Below are 15883 nucleotides of genomic sequence, written 5' to 3' on the forward strand. Positions count from 1 at the left end.
AATCACGCAAAAATCCCCCATAAAGCGATTATTTATGTTTTAAAGCAATGACATAAGGGTGCCGTGTGGGGGCACCATGCATCACATTAAGGCACTGAATATGCTTGCAAAAATGTGGATTGTGGACCGCACTGGAAGTGGGCGTGGTCCACATCACCATCCAAATCCTGAAATTGATTGCATTGCTTCAGCTGCCATTGCACGCCGTTCAGCCCCTTTGGTGTAGATTGCAGATGTGCTTGGTTGGGTATGTGAGAGCACCGACATAATTTGATGTTCGCTGCAGCCTTCTTCTGCCAAAAGTTCGGCCAGCGCCTTTCGAACGCCATGCGATGACCGGCCTACCAATCCAGCTTCATCGCATCTTTTGCGCAGCCAGTTCCGATAGCTGTCAGCATTTTTGAAGGGTCGTCCATGTTCGCTTAGGATGTAGGCTTCACCAATCTGTGCCACAGCCGCGATAGCTTCGCGCAGCGGGGGCACCATCGGAATTTCTACAAATGCAGCGCCGCGTTTCTTTGGTTGCCATCCAAGCCAGCGGGTTCCGTGGCTATCAAATTCTTGCTTGCGACCAAGCCAAACAGCATCATTTGAACGGGCCGCGGTGAACATATGCAGCGTCAGCGCAAGGTGGGCCATCGTGCCCGGTGGGTGCCGTTTTTTGAACTTGCGCAGGTCATCGGCTGTCCATGGTGTCGCGCCACCTTTGCTGCGGTGAATTTTTTTGATGCCGACCAAGGGGTTCACGCTGGTGTGCCCTGCATCACATGCCCAATGATACATTGACCGTGCTGCTTTCATCATGTTGTCAGCTTCAGCGGGTGTCGCTGCGCGCGCGTCGCGCACCTTGATGAAGGCTGCTGTGGGTGCCTTCAGTGTCATCACGCCATACTTGTCACCGCCATCTGTCTGGTGTTCGCATAGGCGCGTCAGAAGGCTTTTGCGTTGGCGCAGTGTGGCTGGCGATGCCTGTCCTGCTGCCACCATCCGTTCTAGGTGCAGCAAATATTTGTCAGTCAACCACTGAATGGATTGGCGAATTGCAAGCGTTTCCGGTTCTGCTTCCAGTTCGATGCCAGCCCGCGCGCTCCAGTAATGTTCAGAGAACTTTGGATGGTCGATATCCACATGCAAGCGGACCTTGCGGTTTGGGAAGCCTTCGACGCGAACGCGAATGCGCTTTTTGCCTGATTTCAGTGTTTCGACCGTAAGGCCCGGATAGTTTGTGCGCACATCATTTACCATTGTTTCGGTTCCGGACCTTTGCTCTTAATTTCGGGCGCGTCTATAGGGCAGCAAATCTTGATTGTGCCGTCTGGGCTGATTTCAACAGCGGTCACCACTAGGTCACAGGCCCGCGCGGCTTCGACCGCACGGGTGATTTCTGACTTTGTGAAGCGCTGTTTCCCCATTTTTATTTCGCCTCGATGTTTCGCGCATATGGCGGGTATGTGGACACGCAAAACGGGTCCAGCAGGCTGGTTTGTGCATCAAACTTAATGTTGAAGATGCGCTTTCGAGCGTGCCACAAAACTGCCTGCGCTTGGCATGGCGCGATGCCTTGGTTGTCGGCAATTGCTGTGATGGCGTCTGCGATTTCGTTGTATTGAGCGCGACGGGTCAGGTGATAGGCGGCGTCTTTCATGGTCATGTTCGGGTTGCCCATAAATGCTGCAACCATGTGGCCATCAACTGTGACCAATCGGCTGGTCTTTGGGCGCAAGATATTGTCCCTGAATGCCCTGATTTTTGGCCCGCGCACCGTTCGAAGGAAGTCTGCTTCACCTGTCAGATACTGCACCGCACGATTGCGGCATGCTTTATAGGTCGAAACGGTGATTTCTTCAGCTGACAATCCTGCGCGAACACCTTCCAGCACGCTGGTAAGGCTGCGCAGGTTGCCGATGTAGTCGGAATTGGGTGACAGAGCCACAAAGGCGCTTGTTACTCTTGATAGCGGCGTTTTGTAGTGGTGGGCAAAGGTCATCATTTGCTTCCTGTAGAAGCAATATGCGGCCAGCCCGTCCTTTCGGTCGTCGTCATTGGCCTGCGCCCAAAGGTCTTCCAGATGCTGCATTTCAAACCCGCATCGGCATCAGGATGAACAGTGCATCGGGGTCAGCGCCAAAACACCGCATCGGGTCGTTGCTAGAGGCGCACTGGATGGTGAAGGTTGGAGTCGCTTTGGCTTGGTCTTGAAGGTATTTGAAATTAACGCCCGTTTTGAAGTTTCCTTTGGCGGTCAATGGTGCGGATGCACTATGCCCTTCAGGCGATTTGATGACCATTTTTCCTTCAGCCATATCCAGAACGCATGGTGAAGAGCGTCCGCTGCGCAACGCATTGTTGATGCTTGCCAGCCTATTCACAGCGACGCTGGAAACCTGCGCCTCTGCTTTGTCTGATGGTGCGGGAATGACCCGCATATAATCAGGATATGTGCCATCTATCAGCTTGGTTGCGAATTCGAAGCTGTCCTTTGAAAAAACCATAAAGTTCTCACCGTATTGAACTGCAATCGGTTCGTTTCCACCCGACTTCATGTGTCGGTTCATTAGATCCACTCCTGCGGCTGGAAGGATGACCGGTTCTTCTGGCATTGAAATGGCCGTGTCGATGACACCCATTCGGTGCCCATCTGTCGTTACGACGCGCAGCGTGTCGCTGTCAGGTTTGCGGGTTAGATACGAGCCGTTCAGGTAGTAGCGGGTTTCTTCAGTGCTGATGCAGTGCCTGCCCAATGTCATGGCTCTGCGCAATTCGTCTTGGCTGGAAGTGAACTTGGATGCGCCCTTGCGCCATGTAGTATTTTCAATGCGCGTCATCTTTGGAAAGTCTGCGACATCATAGCGGTCTAGGCTGCGCATCGTGATGTCGGTTGCTCGCAGTTCGACCACGTTTTGCGGGTTCATCGCATCAGTGTTCGGTCCGTCCAAATTGATTTGCACATAGTCCTGTGCTGCACCGGCAAAACCTATCAGGTGTTGTGCGCTGACGGTAAAGGAAGCCTTGCCATCAGTTTCTGCTTCGAAGTCCATGGTCAATTGTTGGTCAAGATTGGTGCTGCAGAAAGTGACTTTGCCTGCAGAAATTGAAATCAGAACCTCCCCCAAAATCGGAATGGTGTTGCGGCGTTCGACCACGCTGTTCATCGCGTTGGCTGCGGCTTTGAAATCCGTTGGCGTCATCCGTGCATTTGCAATCATTTCAGAGTTCCTTCTTTCCCGCAGCAGCTGCTGCGCAGTTGAGTTTTTTGCGTTCGTCAAGGTCACCAGACCATTTGGTGCGGTAGCGCTTCATCACATCGACCAGTTGGCGACGGTCCACTTCAATTGCGCCAGCTGCGATTGCCTTGGCGCGATATGCTTTGCAGATGTCGAAGTGTGGGTGGCTCTGGGGTTGGAACCATTTGCGGTTCACGCCAATTGTGTCTGCCATTGTCAGCAGTTCATCCATACTGTCGGCCAGCATGTGGCACATGACCATCCGGCCAAGTTTGTGCTGCGCTTTGTCCACGTAAACAGGCATCAGGTGCATTCCCCGTCACTAGCTTGGCAAAGGGCACCTTCAGTCGAGAACAGCCAGTCACCCTGCGTTTCCACGCTGCGGCGCATTTCTGCCATGCTGTAGCGCTTTGAAAATGTGCCTTTGAATTTGGCTTCCATCCGGTCTGGCCAGTCATCTTCAGGCGTGTCACGGATTTCAGCTGCAATGTCGGCTTCCGACTTCAGGAAGCAACGGCGGCAATTGCCGCCGATGGTGCGACCCGCGACCAGTGGAAGTGCTAGGTCGAACGGCTGTGCGCGCCAGAATTCAGCGATGTCTGCCTTGGTGGTGCCTGCAGCTGCCAGTGGGTGCCATATGGTTTCACGCGGCTGTTTTGCAGGATTTAGGCGGTGGGGTTCATCTGCGCGGATGCCTGTAGCCTTGGTCCACTTCTTCCAGCCCTGCAGTACCAGCCAACGGCGCGCTGTGCGCACCTTCAGTTCTTCTGTGCAGGTTCGTTCGGCTTGGTTCGGCAGGCGTCTTTTGCGCTGCAGCAGCTGTTCAAAGGGTTTGCCATCGGTGTTGGCTGTTTCGTGGCATATGGGCTGGGCGCGTGGGCCGTTGTCGTATCTGTACTCCAGCCAGACCACGGGCACGGCGAACCGGTCTGAAACTTCCTGCACAAAATCCAAGGTTTCGCTGCGTTCGCGCCCGGTGTTTGCAAATATCACTTGGCACCGGTCTGATGGAATTCCGCCATTCGCTTCTGCAATCTGGTGCAGCATGAATGCGCTGGTGCGACCGCCGCTGAAGGCGATGTGAACCTGACCGTCTGGAAGGGTGAAGGGGTTCATACTGGCACCTTCAGATCCGGGCAGTTAGCAGACACCAGTGCTGCTGCGACCGGTGGGCAAACGCTGTTGCCGCATTTGTGGGTTTGCTGCGTTTTGGATATTGGTTTTCCGTCTGCTCCAGTCTCGATGTTGTAGCTGTCTGGAAATCCTTGCGCCCGAAACTGTTCACGCGGGGTCAGCATGCGTATCCCGATGTCGGTGATGGCATAGGTCGCACCGTCAATGTCAACGGTGACCACGCCAAGCCGGTCGCGGGTGGTCAGGGTGTGCGCGGGTTCGGAAACCGTTTGGCCATCACCTTGGCCGTAATATTTAGTCAGGAAGGCTGCGACCAAACCGGCATGCCCACCACCGGCTGTGATGGTGGTCAGCGGGTCGCGGGCATCGCGAGCGCTGCGACCGGTGCCGTGCATGTTGACCATGTGGGCAGCGACAATGCCCTGCTGGCCGCCTGTGGTGGTGATGGTGGACACTGGGTCAAGCGCGCTGCGCCCTGCATTGTGGTCCATGTTTGGGCCGCCATTGTGCTGCGCCAGAAACGCTGCCACCAGTGCGTGCTTGCCACCACCTGCCACAACCGTTCCCAAGGGTCGGTGAATGTCCAGTGCACGTGGTTTTTGGTTTGGTGCTTCGCCATATCCAACCTGGACCAGTGATGGCATTACGATGGCGTTCTGGTCTTTAAGGCTGGCGCAGATGGTGTGCATCGGGTCGAAAGCGCTGCGGCTGCGTCCACCGTGTTGGGCGTAGGTGACGAAAAACGGGTCTTTGGCGTCGATGACGTAGCGCTGAACGCCTCGCGCTATGCGGCGCAATGTGTTGTCTGCTAGAGGGCGAACAGCACGCAGGCCGTGCTTGGTTTTGATTTCTGCGGATGTGTCGAAAATGCTAGGGCACGGCAGGGTCCAGTCGATGATGGATGCGGCGCAGCGCCATGGCTTTAGCTTGCCTGACAGCACTTCCCTGGACTCCGCTGGCGCATGGGTTGGTTCTGGCCAAATGATGGGCTGGCCATCACATCTGGCGATGACAAACAGGCGGTTTCTGATGGTGGGCGCGCCATAGTCGCACGCCTTCAGCTGTTTCCATTCAACCGCATAGCCAAGTTGGCGCAACCGCTTTGCCCATTTGTTGAAGGTTTCACCCTTCTTCGATTTGTCGGCTTTGCCGTTGGCGTCCAGCGGGCACCAGTCCTGAAATTCTTCGACGTTTTCCAGAATGATGACCTGTGGTCTGACACGTTCAGCCCAATGCACGACCACCCAAGCAAGGTCACGAATGTTGCGGTCTAGTGGTTTGCCGCCCTTGGCTTTGCTGTGATGCTTGCAGTCTGGTGAAAACCACGCCAGCCCGACTGGCTGACCGGGTTGCACCAAATCATCGGGGTCCACGGAATAGACGGAAGATGTCAGGTGCAGTGCGTCAGGGTGGTTCGCGGCATGCATTGAAAGGGCAATGGGGTCATGGTTGATGGCCACGTCAGGGCTGCGGCCAAGGGCGATTTCTATGCCTGTGCTGGCACCACCACCGCCTGCGAAGTTGTCGGCAATCAAGGGGCGCAACTGCGGTGCGGTGGATTGGGTGGTATCGGTGTAGTCTAAAAGGCTTCCGTCCATTATTGGGCATCCTCAATGTCTAGTTCGTGAGAGGTGAAAACCTTGTCGTCATTGGGCCACGCGAAGAGCACAGAATTGCCGCCTGCATGTTCAATCCAGTGGGCTGGTTTTCCGCTTACAAGGATGTTCCGCCCGAACCCTTCCGGCGTTTTGGCGTCATGGATGTAGCTGACAATTTTCAGGAAACGCTTGAACGTGATTGCGTCATTGGCAGACTGCATTGCATGGAATGCGCGCATTCTGGCTTGGTTTTTGTTCTTCGCGTAGAAGTGCGCATCGCCATATCCGGTCACGCCAACAACATATCTTTTCAAGATGCAGGTCATTGCGTTACATCCGGTTCATAGGCGTGGGGGTCATCGCGGGGCACCGGCTGCAGCGTCCAGTCTTCACGACGCGCCTCGGCTCGTTGCTTCAGCGTGTCGGCTTGATGCAGATGGCCAAGCCATGACCGGTCTACGCTTTTCGTCATGCCGGTGCCTGACAGGTGCAGGTATTCACCCGTGCTTGGGTCGCGCAGCCGAACCTTGTTTTTTGCGTTTATGATTTCAAACGCACGTTCGCGCGGGTTGGCGTATCTCACGGGCATATTTCTTATCGCTCCAATAGTATTTTCGTGCGTCTGCAAGCTGCAGTTCGTAGGTTTCGCGCAGTGTGAAGGCGATGCGACCAGTCCCGTTGCAGCGATTGCACTTCGGTCCGGTCTTCGACCCCACCGCCAAGCGCTTGCGGTCTTCTTCGCGGCGCAGTTCACAGGCTGGGCAGGTGTATCCGTTGCCATGAAGTGACGGGTCGGGCATTGGGTATTCCCCATTTAATTTTTGCCGTTCTGACGGCGCATGCGCCTGATGCAGCGGTTCATAATCAACTGGCGTTCGGTCACTAGGTCATCCAACCCGCGTTTGCGGCGTTCGATGCGCATGTGCAGCTTGGCTAAGCGGCGCAATTCCACTTCGTTTGCAAATTTCAGCCACGCGGCGCGAATTCCAAAAGGTTCAGACTTTACAGCGGGTTGTTCGCTATTGTGACCAATCCCAGCCAGCACCTGTGTAGTGGGTGCCGCTGCACAGGTGCTGGTGGGTTTCATGCGGCTGCTGCCGTGTCGCGCGGTGCGCGGCCAATGATGTCGCGCAGGTCATCCAATTCGATGAACGCATCTGCTTGACGCCGCAGTTCGTCTGCGATGAATGCCGGGCTGGTTTTAAGGCTGGACACAACACTGACGCGCGCACCCCGCGACTGCAGGTGAGCAACCAGCGCGCAGAAGTCGCGGTCACCACTGAACAAAATGAAATGGTCGATGTGCGGTGCCAGCGCGACGGCGTCCACTGTCAGTTCCACTGCCATGTTGCCTTTGACCTTGCGCTGGCCATCCGTACCCGTGAACTCACGCGCAGGTTTGGTTACTGCGCTCCAGCCGTTGTATTGTATGAAATCCAGAAGCGGGCGCAGGGGTTGAAAGTCGTCCGCATCATGGATGGCAGTGAAATAGCTGGCGCGTAGCAAACGCCCCTGCTGTGCGAAATGGGAGCGCAGCGCTTTGTAGTCCACGTCTATTTCCAGCTTCTTTGCTGCGGCGTATAGGTTTGGGCCGTCAATGAAGATGGCGATGCGTTCGTCTTTGTAAATCATGGCTTTTGCTTTCGCTTAATTGATATTTTCAAGGGGTTTGGCGGCTAGTGGTGCCAGCGCCTTAGGCGGCAGTGGTGGCAAACCTCTTCCGGCATCGAACGGCTTTCGCGCCATCTGTGGATGCCAAGCGTGCATAGAAAGTCTCTTAAATAACGCATGCTTCCCCCTATCGTGGTGCTTGAATGCGGCCAGCCCATGCATCGAACTCTGTGCGCAGGGTCTGGAATTTTCGTGAGGCTGCAGCGTCAGTGTTCAGGTCGCGTCGGCTGTCCACGCCGCAATGCCTGCGGATGAATTCAGCGGTCGCGGTGGGTGAAACTTGGACCTTAGAACTTAGGAACTGCTGGCCTGCGAAGGTTCGGAACTGTTCGTCGTTGCACAGCATTCCAGCCTGTTGAGCGTTCGGCAGATCGTTAAAGCGCCGCGACTCGGCGTTGTTCGCCCTCGGCTTCCGGCGGCTCATTTGCGGCAATCCATCGTCAAGCGGGTGATACGCGCATTGGGTATGTCACATTGCAGGTGCAGCGCATCGCGGGCTTGCGCTTCGATGTCACCCATGTTCCAGACACCTGAAATCATCACGGTGCTGGTTTGGGTTTCACCGCTATGCCGCTGCCATGTGACCAACCAAGTCTGTGTCGCAAGCAGATGCGACTTGACGGGCTGGCCTATTGAATATCCGCATGCATCGTTGGCTTTAAGGCGGTGAAAAAAGGCTGCAATAACTTCACGCAGCCACTTGCCAGCTTTGCTGGTTTCGCTGGTGTTGGCGTTCAGTTCGGTCGCAGTCATGCTGCACCCCCTGAAGCGTATTCAGGCTTTGGGTGGACCGTGATGAAACCATCTGCTTCAATCTCTTCCGCCCGCAGTGAAGTGCGCGCGAGCCGCTTCCAATTTGCAATGGCTTCTTCTTCATTTGACCCTGAAGCATCAATTCCGTGCAGTGATAGTTCCCAAAGATGCGACTGGTCGTGTTTTGGCGCGGTGAAGTATCCGTTGTTTTCCAGAACTTCATTGACGAAGGCGTCGTGCTGGCCGGTTGCAGACAGGTTTTCGAGGTTCTGCAGGAAGGTTAGCGCACGGATATGCAGCACGGCGTTCATGCTGCCGCTTCCATTTCTGTTATGATGTCCTTTGCAGCCAGCTGTTCTGCTGCATCGGGTGAATGCATCATCAGGGTCTGACATGCGGCCATCAACGTGCGGTCTGCAATTGGGTTCTGCGTGCGGATGACCGCACGAGCGCGTTCAACGCTTTGCTGTGCTGCTTCTGGATGGATCGCGATGCAGAGGGATGCACGGCGCTGCATCAGTTCTGCTGCCATTTCTGGAATGGCTACTGCCAAAATGGCGCGGGCTTCATCATCCCAATCGCCCAAGACTGCCTGTGCGTTCGGCGTGGCCAGTTCGGCTAGTAATTTATTGGTGATTAGTGGGGTATTTGCATTCGTCTGCATTGTCGCCTCCATCAAAGTGATGGGGCGTTTCTAGTAGTCTAAATATCCTAGGTCAAGAAAAATTAGGATAATAAGACTAATCGAGTGGACGGAATCGCGCGCAGGGGATTTCGCTGCGAATGGCACTCCAAAGAGCAAAGGGGTCAGGTTGGGTGCCAACTGGGTGGGTCTGCAGGTCTGCGATGTTCTTTACTTCCACTCGTATAGAAATTTCAGATGCCGCTTCTGCTAGCTTCGCGGCATGCGCTGAAAGTGGTATATACTCGGGAAACCTTGTGGTTTCCCCCGCAAGCAATCCACCACCCAACAAATGGGCTGACTGTGAATATCCTGTGGCCAAAGCAATCGGCCTAGCGCCCGCCCAAAGTTCATGTTCGACGATGACACCACTGATGTCGATTGACGTGTTGTTGGCGATTTCCAGTTCGTACATCGCGACCGATTGGCCTTCCAGTATTTGAGGCTTCCATGCGGTAGCTTGGACCATCGCTGAAATGCAGGCTTCGTTCGTGTCAGCCATCAACGCAGATGCCACCCCTAATGTCAGTCCGGAAGCTACGAAAATTCCTGCGATTGTGTTCATGGCTGATATTAGTCCTTATTTATCGGCTACATGCGACGATTCGGCGCAACCCGTAGGGGGTGTAATCCGCTTATGCGCTCTACCGTGGGCTGCTGACACTAGATGTGGTGCGCTTGCAATCCAATTTTATGTTCCCATAATGTTCTTAAAATGGGAGGGTGACTTGACTAAAAATGACCTTATTCGGCATCTTGAGTGCTTGGTTTCTGAACCATCTCGCGCGCGTCGCGAAGCCCTTCTCCGTAAGTTACAAGGCGAACTCGCTCTTCCACTGTTAGTTGAGATATTAGGTTCCGAATACGTTGAGCTTGTTGGTCAGCAGGAACAGTCGCATTCTGAAAAGACCCTGACATAAAGTCTTCCAGTGTCGTTCCTAGTGCGGCGCAGATTTTGATGGCCGTGTCTACGCGTGGATTTTGAGTGTCACCCTTCAGTAGTTTTCGGATGACGCTATTGCTAAGGCCCGCTTTAGTTGCAAGGCCCGCTTCCGTTAGGTTCGGGTCCGCCTCGATGGCCGTTTTCAGTCGCTGTGCAAAGGTTCTCTCAGTCATGCATATAGCCTAACAAAATGGGATTTTTTGCCTATCGTCTAAAAATCCGTTGCGTAGATAGGATAAAAAGACTAATTCTTCCTGTATGGAAGAATTCATGCAGCAAGTTCGCGCCTATGCTACGGCGCTTGGAGTAGAGCCAACTACCGTGGTGCAGCGTGCTGCCAAAGTCAGTGGCGCTGCGTGGTCAAGATGGAGTGTTGGCGCTGGTTCGCCAACACTCGCGACCGCCGATAAAATTCTGAAATACATTGCTGAAAATCCCGTTGTTGATGCCGACGCTGATGCCCAACCCCTGAAGGCGGTTGGCTGATGGCGTTCGTGTGTTCCGTTTCAATTTCATGTCCCTGTTCTGCCACGCCCGTGGGCGCGCGCACAGGAAACGAGGTTTCCCATGCCTGATCTTCGCAAAATTTCACGTGCCAATATGAAGTCCATCGTTGACTGGTTTGGCTGCTTTGATGCGGTTGCTGAAACCATCAATGCCCGTTGGGGCGGTGGCGCAAGCAAGGGCACAATCAGCAAGAAGGCATCAGGAACGCTGGATTGGACATTGGCCGATGTTATTGCGTTGGAAGATGCATCGGGGCGGTTCCCGGTGACACGAATGATGGCGCGCCGTTTGGAAGACCGAGTAGCCATGGCTGATAGCTGCCTGATGCAGCAGTCCGGTGTCATTGCGAAGGAAAGCGGCGAAGCGATTTCTGCCATTCTGGCAGCTGAACAGTCCAGCGGCGCGAATGAGAGAGCGCAGGCAATCAATGAAATTGATGAAGCCATTTATGCATTGCGTCAGGCCCGCAACCGCCTTGAACAGCCGTCGGCCAAAGTGATGGCGGCAATGGTTGCAAAGCCAGCTGGTGACGCAGAATGAATTGTGCGGTGTTCCCTATGGCATCCTCTGGGGGGCGTGCCTTTGGTTTGACCCGTGACCTAGCGGGGGCGGGTCAACCCGTGCAAGCCCCCGACCAACATGCGGACGGGCTTAACTTGGCCTATGGTTCCCATACCGTAGGGGGCGTGGGTGTCCGGTTGTTGTGCCCCCTTACCTCCCTGTTGGGGCGGGTCGTGGGGCTTTTCCCTACGGCCCGCTTTGACGGTGGGCTTGCCGAATGACTTCTGTCTCTGAAATGGGGTTGGATGGCCTTGATGGCCGTCTTTTTGCGTTGTGGGCTTCTGGCTTCACCCGTCGCTGGCACATGAACGCGGCCATGTCCTGCTTTGATGACTATATCTGTGGACATCAAGGGCGATGCGCGCAGCTGGTGATTTCGCTCTATCCCGACCACACGATTGAATTGCTGCGCGCGGCAGTGACCCATGATGCTGGCGAAAGCCGTGTTGGTGATTTGTCTCGCCCGTTCAAGGAATGTGGCGGTGACCTTGTGGCGTTGCATGTGGCATTAGAGTCCAGGGTGCTGGCTGCAATGGGTTTTGCAGAAGACTTGTCCCGGTTTGACGTGCTGCGGTTGCAGTTGGTCGATTATCTTGATGCGTTTTTATTTGTTCAATTGCGTCATCCTGCAGAGGCTGGGCGCAATGGTTGGCCGGAGGCCCGCGAATGGTTGTTGGCACAATCCAAGCTGTTGGGTTGCGCAGACGCCGTTTCGGATGTGCTGCACGCATCCTGCCTTGGTGACTTCGCATGACGGTGGGCATCCTTAAGGACATTACCATTGGTAACTGTCGCTTGATATTGGCTGACAGCCTATCGGTGCTGCCCGACTTAGAGGCGGTGGACCACATTATTTCTGACCCGCCCTATGAACAATCGCTGCACAACGCCAAAAATAAAGCATCAAATCATGTTCGGAACGATGGTGGCACACTTGGTCGCGCGCTGAATTTTTCTGGAATTGATGACATCCGTGACGATGTTGTGCGGTTGTGTGGTGACATCTGCGATGGCTGGTTCATTGCGTTTTGCACCATCGAAGGCGTCGGCAAGTGGGCTGATGTTATCAATGCTAGCCCTATGAAATACAAGCGTGGCTGCGTTTGGGTAAAGCCAGACAGCACGCCTCAAATGAATGGCCAAGGTCCAGCGCAGGGTGCTGAATGCTTTGTCACGGCTTGGTGTGGCGCTGGCTTTGCCAAGTGGAACGCAGGTGGCAAGCGTGGCATCTATACGCACCTGACGAACCCACCAGACCGTCAAGGTGGGCACCCCACGGAAAAGCCTTGGCGCTTGATGCGTGATGTCATCTTGGACTTCACCATGCCCGGTCAGGTCATCTTAGATCCGTTTGCAGGTAGCGGCACGACGGCTGTTGCTGCGGTTCTGACCGGGCGGAAGGCCATCTGCATCGAGGTGAACCCTGAATATTTTGAAATCATGCGTCAACGGGTGGAAAAGGCAACGGCATGTGTGCGCGCTGTTGGTCCGCAGCTGACCGCTGAAGTTCAGGAGGCGTTGCTGTGATCGTCAAATCGCATCCTTTGCAATTTATCTTCCATCCGCTTTGGTCACCATCGGTTGACAGCCAGCTGCTAACCTTGCGTGACCAAGGTGTTTCACTAGACCGCATCGCCATGGCGTTGATGCGTCAACCCAAGGCGGTTGAACAGCGCTGGCATCGCTTGCGGGTGGTGCCGGGCGTTCGTGAAAAGCTGCGCGCATTTGGTGCCAATTCGTCTGAATATCCGGTGGAAAATCCCACCGATGTGAAGCAGGGCAGTGGGGTTCAGGCACCATGACCCTACCGGCCTTAAAGACCGCAAATGCACTGGCGGCGCGTTTCGAAATCGAACCATTTGCTGAAGTCGCATTTGCTGAATTGGCTGTGTGTCCGTTGGTTGAGCCGGGCATCTGCATGAACCCGCTGTGTTCGCAGCACTTCGCACCTTCGCGTTCGTGGCAGCGCTACTGCAGCACCGCCTGTCGCAAGATGGACGAACTGGACATGCGCCGCATCGGTCACAAGGCAGCGCCAGCGCTGCTGGCATGGCGAGCGGGTAAGTACGAGAAAACGAACGATGACCTGCGCGCCTTGTCGCGTGTCGGTCGCAACTATGTGTCCCGGCTGTCTTCCGAATGGTGGAGTGACCGACTGCGGCGCGCAGCAGAAAGGGGCATCAAATGAGTGAACCAGCAACAACAATGCGACTGGTCGATGCTGAAGATATTTTCGACTACCCCATTCCATCGACCGAGCGGCTAGAAAGCCATTCGTGGATTGCATGGCATTTTCGTCGTTGGCTGAAGTCAGAGTTCCGAAACCTTGCAGATTTAGATGTTCGCGCGGTCGGGTTCGACCTGTTCTGTGAGGCGCAGGATGAAGCGCCAGTCGGCACGCTGCCGATGGATGAACGTTTGCTGGCCAAACTAGCTGGTGTGACACTGGAAGAGTGGAAGCGCTTGTGCGACCGGCCTATTGGGCCGCTATACGGGTGGCAAGCCTGCCGCTGTGACAATGGCCACATGCGCCTTTATCACAAGACGGTCTTGGAAATGGCCAAAGAAGCCTTGGGTATGCGCGAAGACCATCTGGAAAAGCGCGCAGCTGACCGTGAGCGCAAGCGCATCAAAGACCTGCCAGCACAGATTGTGAGAGGTGGCGGCACGGCCCGAATGGGAGAGGATGCCGCCTTCATCATTCAGTTCGACCAGTTTCTTTTGGACCGGTTTGATGGCCGTCAGCGCCGCCCAAATGTCATCAGGGAAGCGCTGGAATTGTGGACCCTGCAACAGCAGGAAAAGCTAAAATTGCATCAGCCGTAATCGGTCGCGTTTCTTCCGTCGGAAGAAACTGGAAGGAACTTGGAAGAAACCGGAGCGTTTCCGGAAGTTTATTTACCTATTTTTGCGTCATTTTCCTTTTTTTTGGGCCGGTTTCTTCCGGACTGACAAGGATATGGAAAGAATAAGAAAAAAAAAGAATTACGGATCGCCCAAGGCTTTGGGGGTCACGACATTTTGTCAGCTTGAAATGCTTAGAAAATGGGAAAATACGATGGACAGTGCAGCACAGGCAGACGGTGAAAAGAGGGTTAAGCAGTTCTTGATTGTTCCCCTACAGCGCAGGGGATTGGCTAAGCCATCCACTCTGACCAAAGCGCAATTCGAAGACATGGTGAAAGACCTGTGTGCGCGGTTGGCCTACATGACCGAACAGAACCTTCAAGCGCTGGAAGACCAGTGCGCTGGAAACGCTGGCGGCAAGGGGAAAGACCGTTTTCCAATCGCCAACCACATTCTGGATTGGGCTGGCCAAATCCAATCGCCAGAAGGTGATGGGTCGCCCTTGGTGCGGGCTGTTTTTTCGCAAGGCTTGGGCTTGGATGCTTTGGCCCAAGGTTGGGCACCGGAACTGTTGGCTGAACTGAAGCAGTCGCGGCGCTGGCCAAATGCGTTTGTTGTAGGTCGCATCCGCGAAAGGGCTGACAACGCCATCCGCCAGTTGCGCAGAGTTGAAGAACGGCTGGCCCGCGGTGATGAAGTTCCCGCGAATGAAGCTGCATGGCGAAACCGACGGCTGTCTGCCATTCGTCGCTGTCAGGCCATTTCTGACCTTGGGGCAAGCCAAGGGGGTGGGGAATGAACGCTATGACATCACTGACCGCACGTGAAGTCCAATGGTTCGCAGTCCGGATGAAGCCAAACGCCAGCGGCGGTCCACGCACTGCCATCGTTGATGTCGAAAAGGAACAGTACATCAACCGCGCAGGCCAGAAGTCGTGGCGCAAGGTCAAGGGCACAGGCAACCGCGTCTTCCTGCCAGAACATTTGATGAAACGCGCGGGGTTCGAAGTCTTTCTGCCGGTTAAGAAGGTTCTGCGCATCAAGAACCGCTTCACCAAAGAAAAGCATCTGGTTTCGGTGCCATTGCTGGCGGATTGGATGTTCGTCGGATTGCCGATTGTTGAAACTGAATATGGTCGCGGGGTTCCGGCGTGGAAGAAACTGATGGAGTTGGATGTGGTTGCCGGTGTCATGGGCACTGGAGGCAAGCCAATCCAGATGTCAGATGCCACTGTCATGCGATTGATGCGTCAATTCAGCAGCGGGCGCGTCCCGTCTGAAGTCAAGCGACGGGTTGCCGCCCGTCGGGTGTTTGGTGTGGGTGACGTTGCCAAGGTGGTTCATGGTCCATTTGAAGACTTCGATTTTAGGATTGTCGAAGTGGGTGAAAGCTCTGCCAAAGGGGTCGTGAACCTGTTTGGGCGTGATAATCTGATGGAATTGGGGCTAGAAAATTTATCGACCCAATAGCTTCATGTTTTCATGCAGTTGCGACCGCCCGAAGATGTTAAGCGGCGGTTGCGATTGTTAAGGGGTGTTGACAGGTTTTGGGGTTGTCGCTTAACAAGTTCTCAGGATGACCCCAAGTCCCTGTCAATCGAAGTAATCACAGCGCCAGCTGGAAGTGACATACCGAGGCCCCCGGATAGGTGAAAAGGCATAAGCCGGTCACCGCGTCTAAAATTAAGAGATATGCCCAAACAGAACGCCCGGCTGCAAAGTCCGGGCTATTTTTTTGCGTGGCAACGGCATCAGGTGATGCGCGGTGCTTTGATAAGAACTTTCCCGAAATTTAAGGAGATGAAGATGAAACGAGCATTCATGTGCGGTCTAGCCGCAATTGTTGGACTGGTTACGATGGTAGGTGCCGCCATTGCGCATCATGCTGATGTGGACGTGCTGATCGAACTGCAGCCGGATGTCGGCGTCTATGAAATGTCGATGTTCCATGATGTGGACGTGC

26 protein-coding genes are annotated in these 15883 nt (G+C 54.8%); 10 read left to right on the forward strand and 16 right to left on the reverse strand.

What is annotated here, in order from left to right:
• Positions 1–153: 153 nt before the first annotated feature.
• The 16 genes from ACI3GR_RS19895 to ACI3GR_RS19970 all read right to left on the reverse strand — a co-directional run bounded on the left by ACI3GR_RS19895 (position 154) and on the right by ACI3GR_RS19970 (position 10178).
• Positions 154–1245: a tyrosine-type recombinase/integrase gene (locus ACI3GR_RS19895; RefSeq protein ID WP_407496996.1), complete on the reverse strand. Its 1092-nt coding sequence runs from the start codon at positions 1243–1245 to the stop codon at positions 154–156.
• Between the two features lie 169 nt (positions 1246–1414).
• On the reverse strand, positions 1415–2077 hold the full coding sequence (locus tag ACI3GR_RS19900) for a DUF7178 family protein (RefSeq protein ID WP_407496998.1): 663 nt from the start codon (positions 2075–2077) through the stop codon (positions 1415–1417).
• A gap of 1 nt (position 2078) precedes the next feature.
• Positions 2079–3206, reverse strand: coding sequence for a DNA polymerase III subunit beta (locus ACI3GR_RS19905; protein WP_407497000.1), 1128 nt, complete (start codon positions 3204–3206; stop codon positions 2079–2081).
• A gap of 1 nt (position 3207) precedes the next feature.
• Positions 3208–3528, reverse strand: a complete 321-nt coding sequence (locus tag ACI3GR_RS19910; RefSeq protein WP_407497002.1) for a DUF4031 domain-containing protein — start codon at positions 3526–3528, stop codon at positions 3208–3210.
• The gene (locus tag ACI3GR_RS19915; protein ID WP_407497004.1) at positions 3528–4340 is read right to left on the reverse strand and encodes a phosphoadenosine phosphosulfate reductase domain-containing protein; all 813 of its coding nucleotides are present in this window, start codon (positions 4338–4340) and stop codon (positions 3528–3530) included. Before ACI3GR_RS19915 ends, ACI3GR_RS19910 begins: the two co-directional genes overlap by 1 nt.
• On the reverse strand, positions 4337–5956 hold the full coding sequence (locus tag ACI3GR_RS19920; RefSeq protein WP_407497006.1) for a DNA cytosine methyltransferase: 1620 nt from the start codon (positions 5954–5956) through the stop codon (positions 4337–4339). The genes ACI3GR_RS19915 and ACI3GR_RS19920 overlap by 4 nt, the downstream gene beginning before the upstream one ends.
• Complete coding sequence (locus ACI3GR_RS19925; RefSeq protein WP_407497007.1) at positions 5956–6282, reverse strand: hypothetical protein; 327 nt, start codon at positions 6280–6282, stop codon at positions 5956–5958. Before ACI3GR_RS19925 ends, ACI3GR_RS19920 begins: the two co-directional genes overlap by 1 nt.
• Complete coding sequence (locus tag ACI3GR_RS19930) at positions 6279–6545, reverse strand: hypothetical protein (RefSeq protein WP_407497008.1); 267 nt, start codon at positions 6543–6545, stop codon at positions 6279–6281. Before ACI3GR_RS19930 ends, ACI3GR_RS19925 begins: the two co-directional genes overlap by 4 nt.
• 225 nt (positions 6546–6770) lie before the next feature.
• Positions 6771–7043, reverse strand: coding sequence for a hypothetical protein (locus ACI3GR_RS19935; RefSeq protein ID WP_407497009.1), 273 nt, complete (start codon positions 7041–7043; stop codon positions 6771–6773).
• The gene (locus ACI3GR_RS19940) at positions 7040–7588 is read right to left on the reverse strand and encodes a LabA-like NYN domain-containing protein (RefSeq protein ID WP_407497010.1); all 549 of its coding nucleotides are present in this window, start codon (positions 7586–7588) and stop codon (positions 7040–7042) included. Before ACI3GR_RS19940 ends, ACI3GR_RS19935 begins: the two co-directional genes overlap by 4 nt.
• 166 nt (positions 7589–7754) lie before the next feature.
• Entirely contained in the window at positions 7755–8051 is a 297-nt protein-coding gene (locus tag ACI3GR_RS19945; protein WP_407497011.1) for a hypothetical protein, read from the reverse strand.
• On the reverse strand, positions 8048–8380 hold the full coding sequence (locus tag ACI3GR_RS19950; protein WP_407497012.1) for a hypothetical protein: 333 nt from the start codon (positions 8378–8380) through the stop codon (positions 8048–8050). Before ACI3GR_RS19950 ends, ACI3GR_RS19945 begins: the two co-directional genes overlap by 4 nt.
• Positions 8377–8691, reverse strand: coding sequence for a hypothetical protein (locus ACI3GR_RS19955; protein WP_407497013.1), 315 nt, complete (start codon positions 8689–8691; stop codon positions 8377–8379). The genes ACI3GR_RS19950 and ACI3GR_RS19955 overlap by 4 nt, the downstream gene beginning before the upstream one ends.
• Complete coding sequence (locus tag ACI3GR_RS19960) at positions 8688–9044, reverse strand: hypothetical protein (protein WP_407497014.1); 357 nt, start codon at positions 9042–9044, stop codon at positions 8688–8690. Before ACI3GR_RS19960 ends, ACI3GR_RS19955 begins: the two co-directional genes overlap by 4 nt.
• A gap of 76 nt (positions 9045–9120) precedes the next feature.
• Positions 9121–9627 carry a hypothetical protein gene (locus tag ACI3GR_RS19965; RefSeq protein WP_407497015.1) on the reverse strand — a complete coding sequence of 169 codons (507 nt, stop codon included), beginning with the start codon at positions 9625–9627 and terminating at the stop codon, positions 9121–9123.
• A gap of 179 nt (positions 9628–9806) precedes the next feature.
• Positions 9807–10178 (reverse strand): helix-turn-helix domain-containing protein, encoded by a 372-nt coding sequence (locus ACI3GR_RS19970; protein WP_407497016.1) that lies wholly within the window; start codon positions 10176–10178, stop codon positions 9807–9809.
• A 97-nt stretch (positions 10179–10275) separates the two neighbouring features.
• On the opposite strand from ACI3GR_RS19970, the gene ACI3GR_RS19975 reads away from it, so the two are divergent.
• The 10 genes from ACI3GR_RS19975 to ACI3GR_RS20020 form a co-directional block, all read left to right on the forward strand.
• Entirely contained in the window at positions 10276–10491 is a 216-nt protein-coding gene (locus ACI3GR_RS19975) for an XRE family transcriptional regulator (RefSeq protein ID WP_407497017.1), read from the forward strand.
• A gap of 81 nt (positions 10492–10572) precedes the next feature.
• Entirely contained in the window at positions 10573–11052 is a 480-nt protein-coding gene (locus ACI3GR_RS19980; RefSeq protein WP_407497018.1) for a hypothetical protein, read from the forward strand.
• Positions 11053–11290: 238 nt separating this feature from the next.
• Entirely contained in the window at positions 11291–11827 is a 537-nt protein-coding gene (locus tag ACI3GR_RS19985; protein WP_407497019.1) for a hypothetical protein, read from the forward strand.
• Positions 11824–12600: a DNA-methyltransferase gene (locus ACI3GR_RS19990; protein WP_407497020.1), complete on the forward strand. Its 777-nt coding sequence runs from the start codon at positions 11824–11826 to the stop codon at positions 12598–12600. The genes ACI3GR_RS19985 and ACI3GR_RS19990 overlap by 4 nt, the downstream gene beginning before the upstream one ends.
• The gene (locus ACI3GR_RS19995) at positions 12597–12875 is read left to right on the forward strand and encodes a hypothetical protein (RefSeq protein WP_407497021.1); all 279 of its coding nucleotides are present in this window, start codon (positions 12597–12599) and stop codon (positions 12873–12875) included. Before ACI3GR_RS19990 ends, ACI3GR_RS19995 begins: the two co-directional genes overlap by 4 nt.
• Positions 12872–13261 carry a hypothetical protein gene (locus tag ACI3GR_RS20000; protein WP_407497022.1) on the forward strand — a complete coding sequence of 130 codons (390 nt, stop codon included), beginning with the start codon at positions 12872–12874 and terminating at the stop codon, positions 13259–13261. Before ACI3GR_RS19995 ends, ACI3GR_RS20000 begins: the two co-directional genes overlap by 4 nt.
• Entirely contained in the window at positions 13258–13899 is a 642-nt protein-coding gene (locus tag ACI3GR_RS20005) for a hypothetical protein (RefSeq protein ID WP_407497023.1), read from the forward strand. The genes ACI3GR_RS20000 and ACI3GR_RS20005 overlap by 4 nt, the downstream gene beginning before the upstream one ends.
• A 133-nt stretch (positions 13900–14032) precedes the next feature.
• Positions 14033–14719 carry a hypothetical protein gene (locus ACI3GR_RS20010; protein ID WP_407497024.1) on the forward strand — a complete coding sequence of 229 codons (687 nt, stop codon included), beginning with the start codon at positions 14033–14035 and terminating at the stop codon, positions 14717–14719.
• A complete protein-coding gene (gene nusG, locus ACI3GR_RS20015) occupies positions 14716–15390 on the forward strand; it encodes a transcription termination/antitermination protein NusG (protein WP_407497025.1) in 675 nt (224 codons plus the stop codon). Before ACI3GR_RS20010 ends, nusG begins: the two co-directional genes overlap by 4 nt.
• Before the next feature lie 222 nt (positions 15391–15612).
• A partial coding sequence (locus ACI3GR_RS20020) for a hypothetical protein (RefSeq protein ID WP_407497026.1) occupies positions 15613–15883 on the forward strand: 271 nt, incomplete at its 3' end.

Source organism: Pseudooceanicola aestuariicola, from assembly GCF_045763785.1.
In the GTDB taxonomy this organism is placed as follows: domain Bacteria; phylum Pseudomonadota; class Alphaproteobacteria; order Rhodobacterales; family Rhodobacteraceae; genus Pseudooceanicola.

Coding starts and splice junctions, on each gene's coding strand:
- ACI3GR_RS19895 (WP_407496996.1), bottom strand. CDS start 1,245: ATGGTAAATGATGTGCGCACAAACTATCCGGGCCTTACGGTCGAAACA.
- ACI3GR_RS19900 (WP_407496998.1), bottom strand. CDS start 2,077: ATGCAGCATCTGGAAGACCTTTGGGCGCAGGCCAATGACGACGACCGA.
- ACI3GR_RS19905 (WP_407497000.1), bottom strand. CDS start 3,206: ATGATTGCAAATGCACGGATGACGCCAACGGATTTCAAAGCCGCAGCC.
- ACI3GR_RS19910 (WP_407497002.1), bottom strand. CDS start 3,528: ATGCCTGTTTACGTGGACAAAGCGCAGCACAAACTTGGCCGGATGGTC.
- ACI3GR_RS19915 (WP_407497004.1), bottom strand. CDS start 4,340: ATGAACCCCTTCACCCTTCCAGACGGTCAGGTTCACATCGCCTTCAGC.
- ACI3GR_RS19920 (WP_407497006.1), bottom strand. CDS start 5,956: ATGGACGGAAGCCTTTTAGACTACACCGATACCACCCAATCCACCGCA.
- ACI3GR_RS19925 (WP_407497007.1), bottom strand. CDS start 6,282: ATGACCTGCATCTTGAAAAGATATGTTGTTGGCGTGACCGGATATGGC.
- ACI3GR_RS19930 (WP_407497008.1), bottom strand. CDS start 6,545: ATGCCCGTGAGATACGCCAACCCGCGCGAACGTGCGTTTGAAATCATA.
- ACI3GR_RS19935 (WP_407497009.1), bottom strand. CDS start 7,043: ATGAAACCCACCAGCACCTGTGCAGCGGCACCCACTACACAGGTGCTG.
- ACI3GR_RS19940 (WP_407497010.1), bottom strand. CDS start 7,588: ATGATTTACAAAGACGAACGCATCGCCATCTTCATTGACGGCCCAAAC.
- ACI3GR_RS19945 (WP_407497011.1), bottom strand. CDS start 8,051: ATGAGCCGCCGGAAGCCGAGGGCGAACAACGCCGAGTCGCGGCGCTTT.
- ACI3GR_RS19950 (WP_407497012.1), bottom strand. CDS start 8,380: ATGACTGCGACCGAACTGAACGCCAACACCAGCGAAACCAGCAAAGCT.
- ACI3GR_RS19955 (WP_407497013.1), bottom strand. CDS start 8,691: ATGAACGCCGTGCTGCATATCCGTGCGCTAACCTTCCTGCAGAACCTC.
- ACI3GR_RS19960 (WP_407497014.1), bottom strand. CDS start 9,044: ATGCAGACGAATGCAAATACCCCACTAATCACCAATAAATTACTAGCC.
- ACI3GR_RS19965 (WP_407497015.1), bottom strand. CDS start 9,627: ATGAACACAATCGCAGGAATTTTCGTAGCTTCCGGACTGACATTAGGG.
- ACI3GR_RS19970 (WP_407497016.1), bottom strand. CDS start 10,178: ATGACTGAGAGAACCTTTGCACAGCGACTGAAAACGGCCATCGAGGCG.
- ACI3GR_RS19975 (WP_407497017.1), top strand. CDS start 10,276: ATGCAGCAAGTTCGCGCCTATGCTACGGCGCTTGGAGTAGAGCCAACT.
- ACI3GR_RS19980 (WP_407497018.1), top strand. CDS start 10,573: ATGCCTGATCTTCGCAAAATTTCACGTGCCAATATGAAGTCCATCGTT.
- ACI3GR_RS19985 (WP_407497019.1), top strand. CDS start 11,291: ATGACTTCTGTCTCTGAAATGGGGTTGGATGGCCTTGATGGCCGTCTT.
- ACI3GR_RS19990 (WP_407497020.1), top strand. CDS start 11,824: ATGACGGTGGGCATCCTTAAGGACATTACCATTGGTAACTGTCGCTTG.
- ACI3GR_RS20000 (WP_407497022.1), top strand. CDS start 12,872: ATGACCCTACCGGCCTTAAAGACCGCAAATGCACTGGCGGCGCGTTTC.
- ACI3GR_RS20005 (WP_407497023.1), top strand. CDS start 13,258: ATGAGTGAACCAGCAACAACAATGCGACTGGTCGATGCTGAAGATATT.
- ACI3GR_RS20010 (WP_407497024.1), top strand. CDS start 14,033: ATGGAAAGAATAAGAAAAAAAAAGAATTACGGATCGCCCAAGGCTTTG.
- nusG (WP_407497025.1), top strand. CDS start 14,716: ATGAACGCTATGACATCACTGACCGCACGTGAAGTCCAATGGTTCGCA.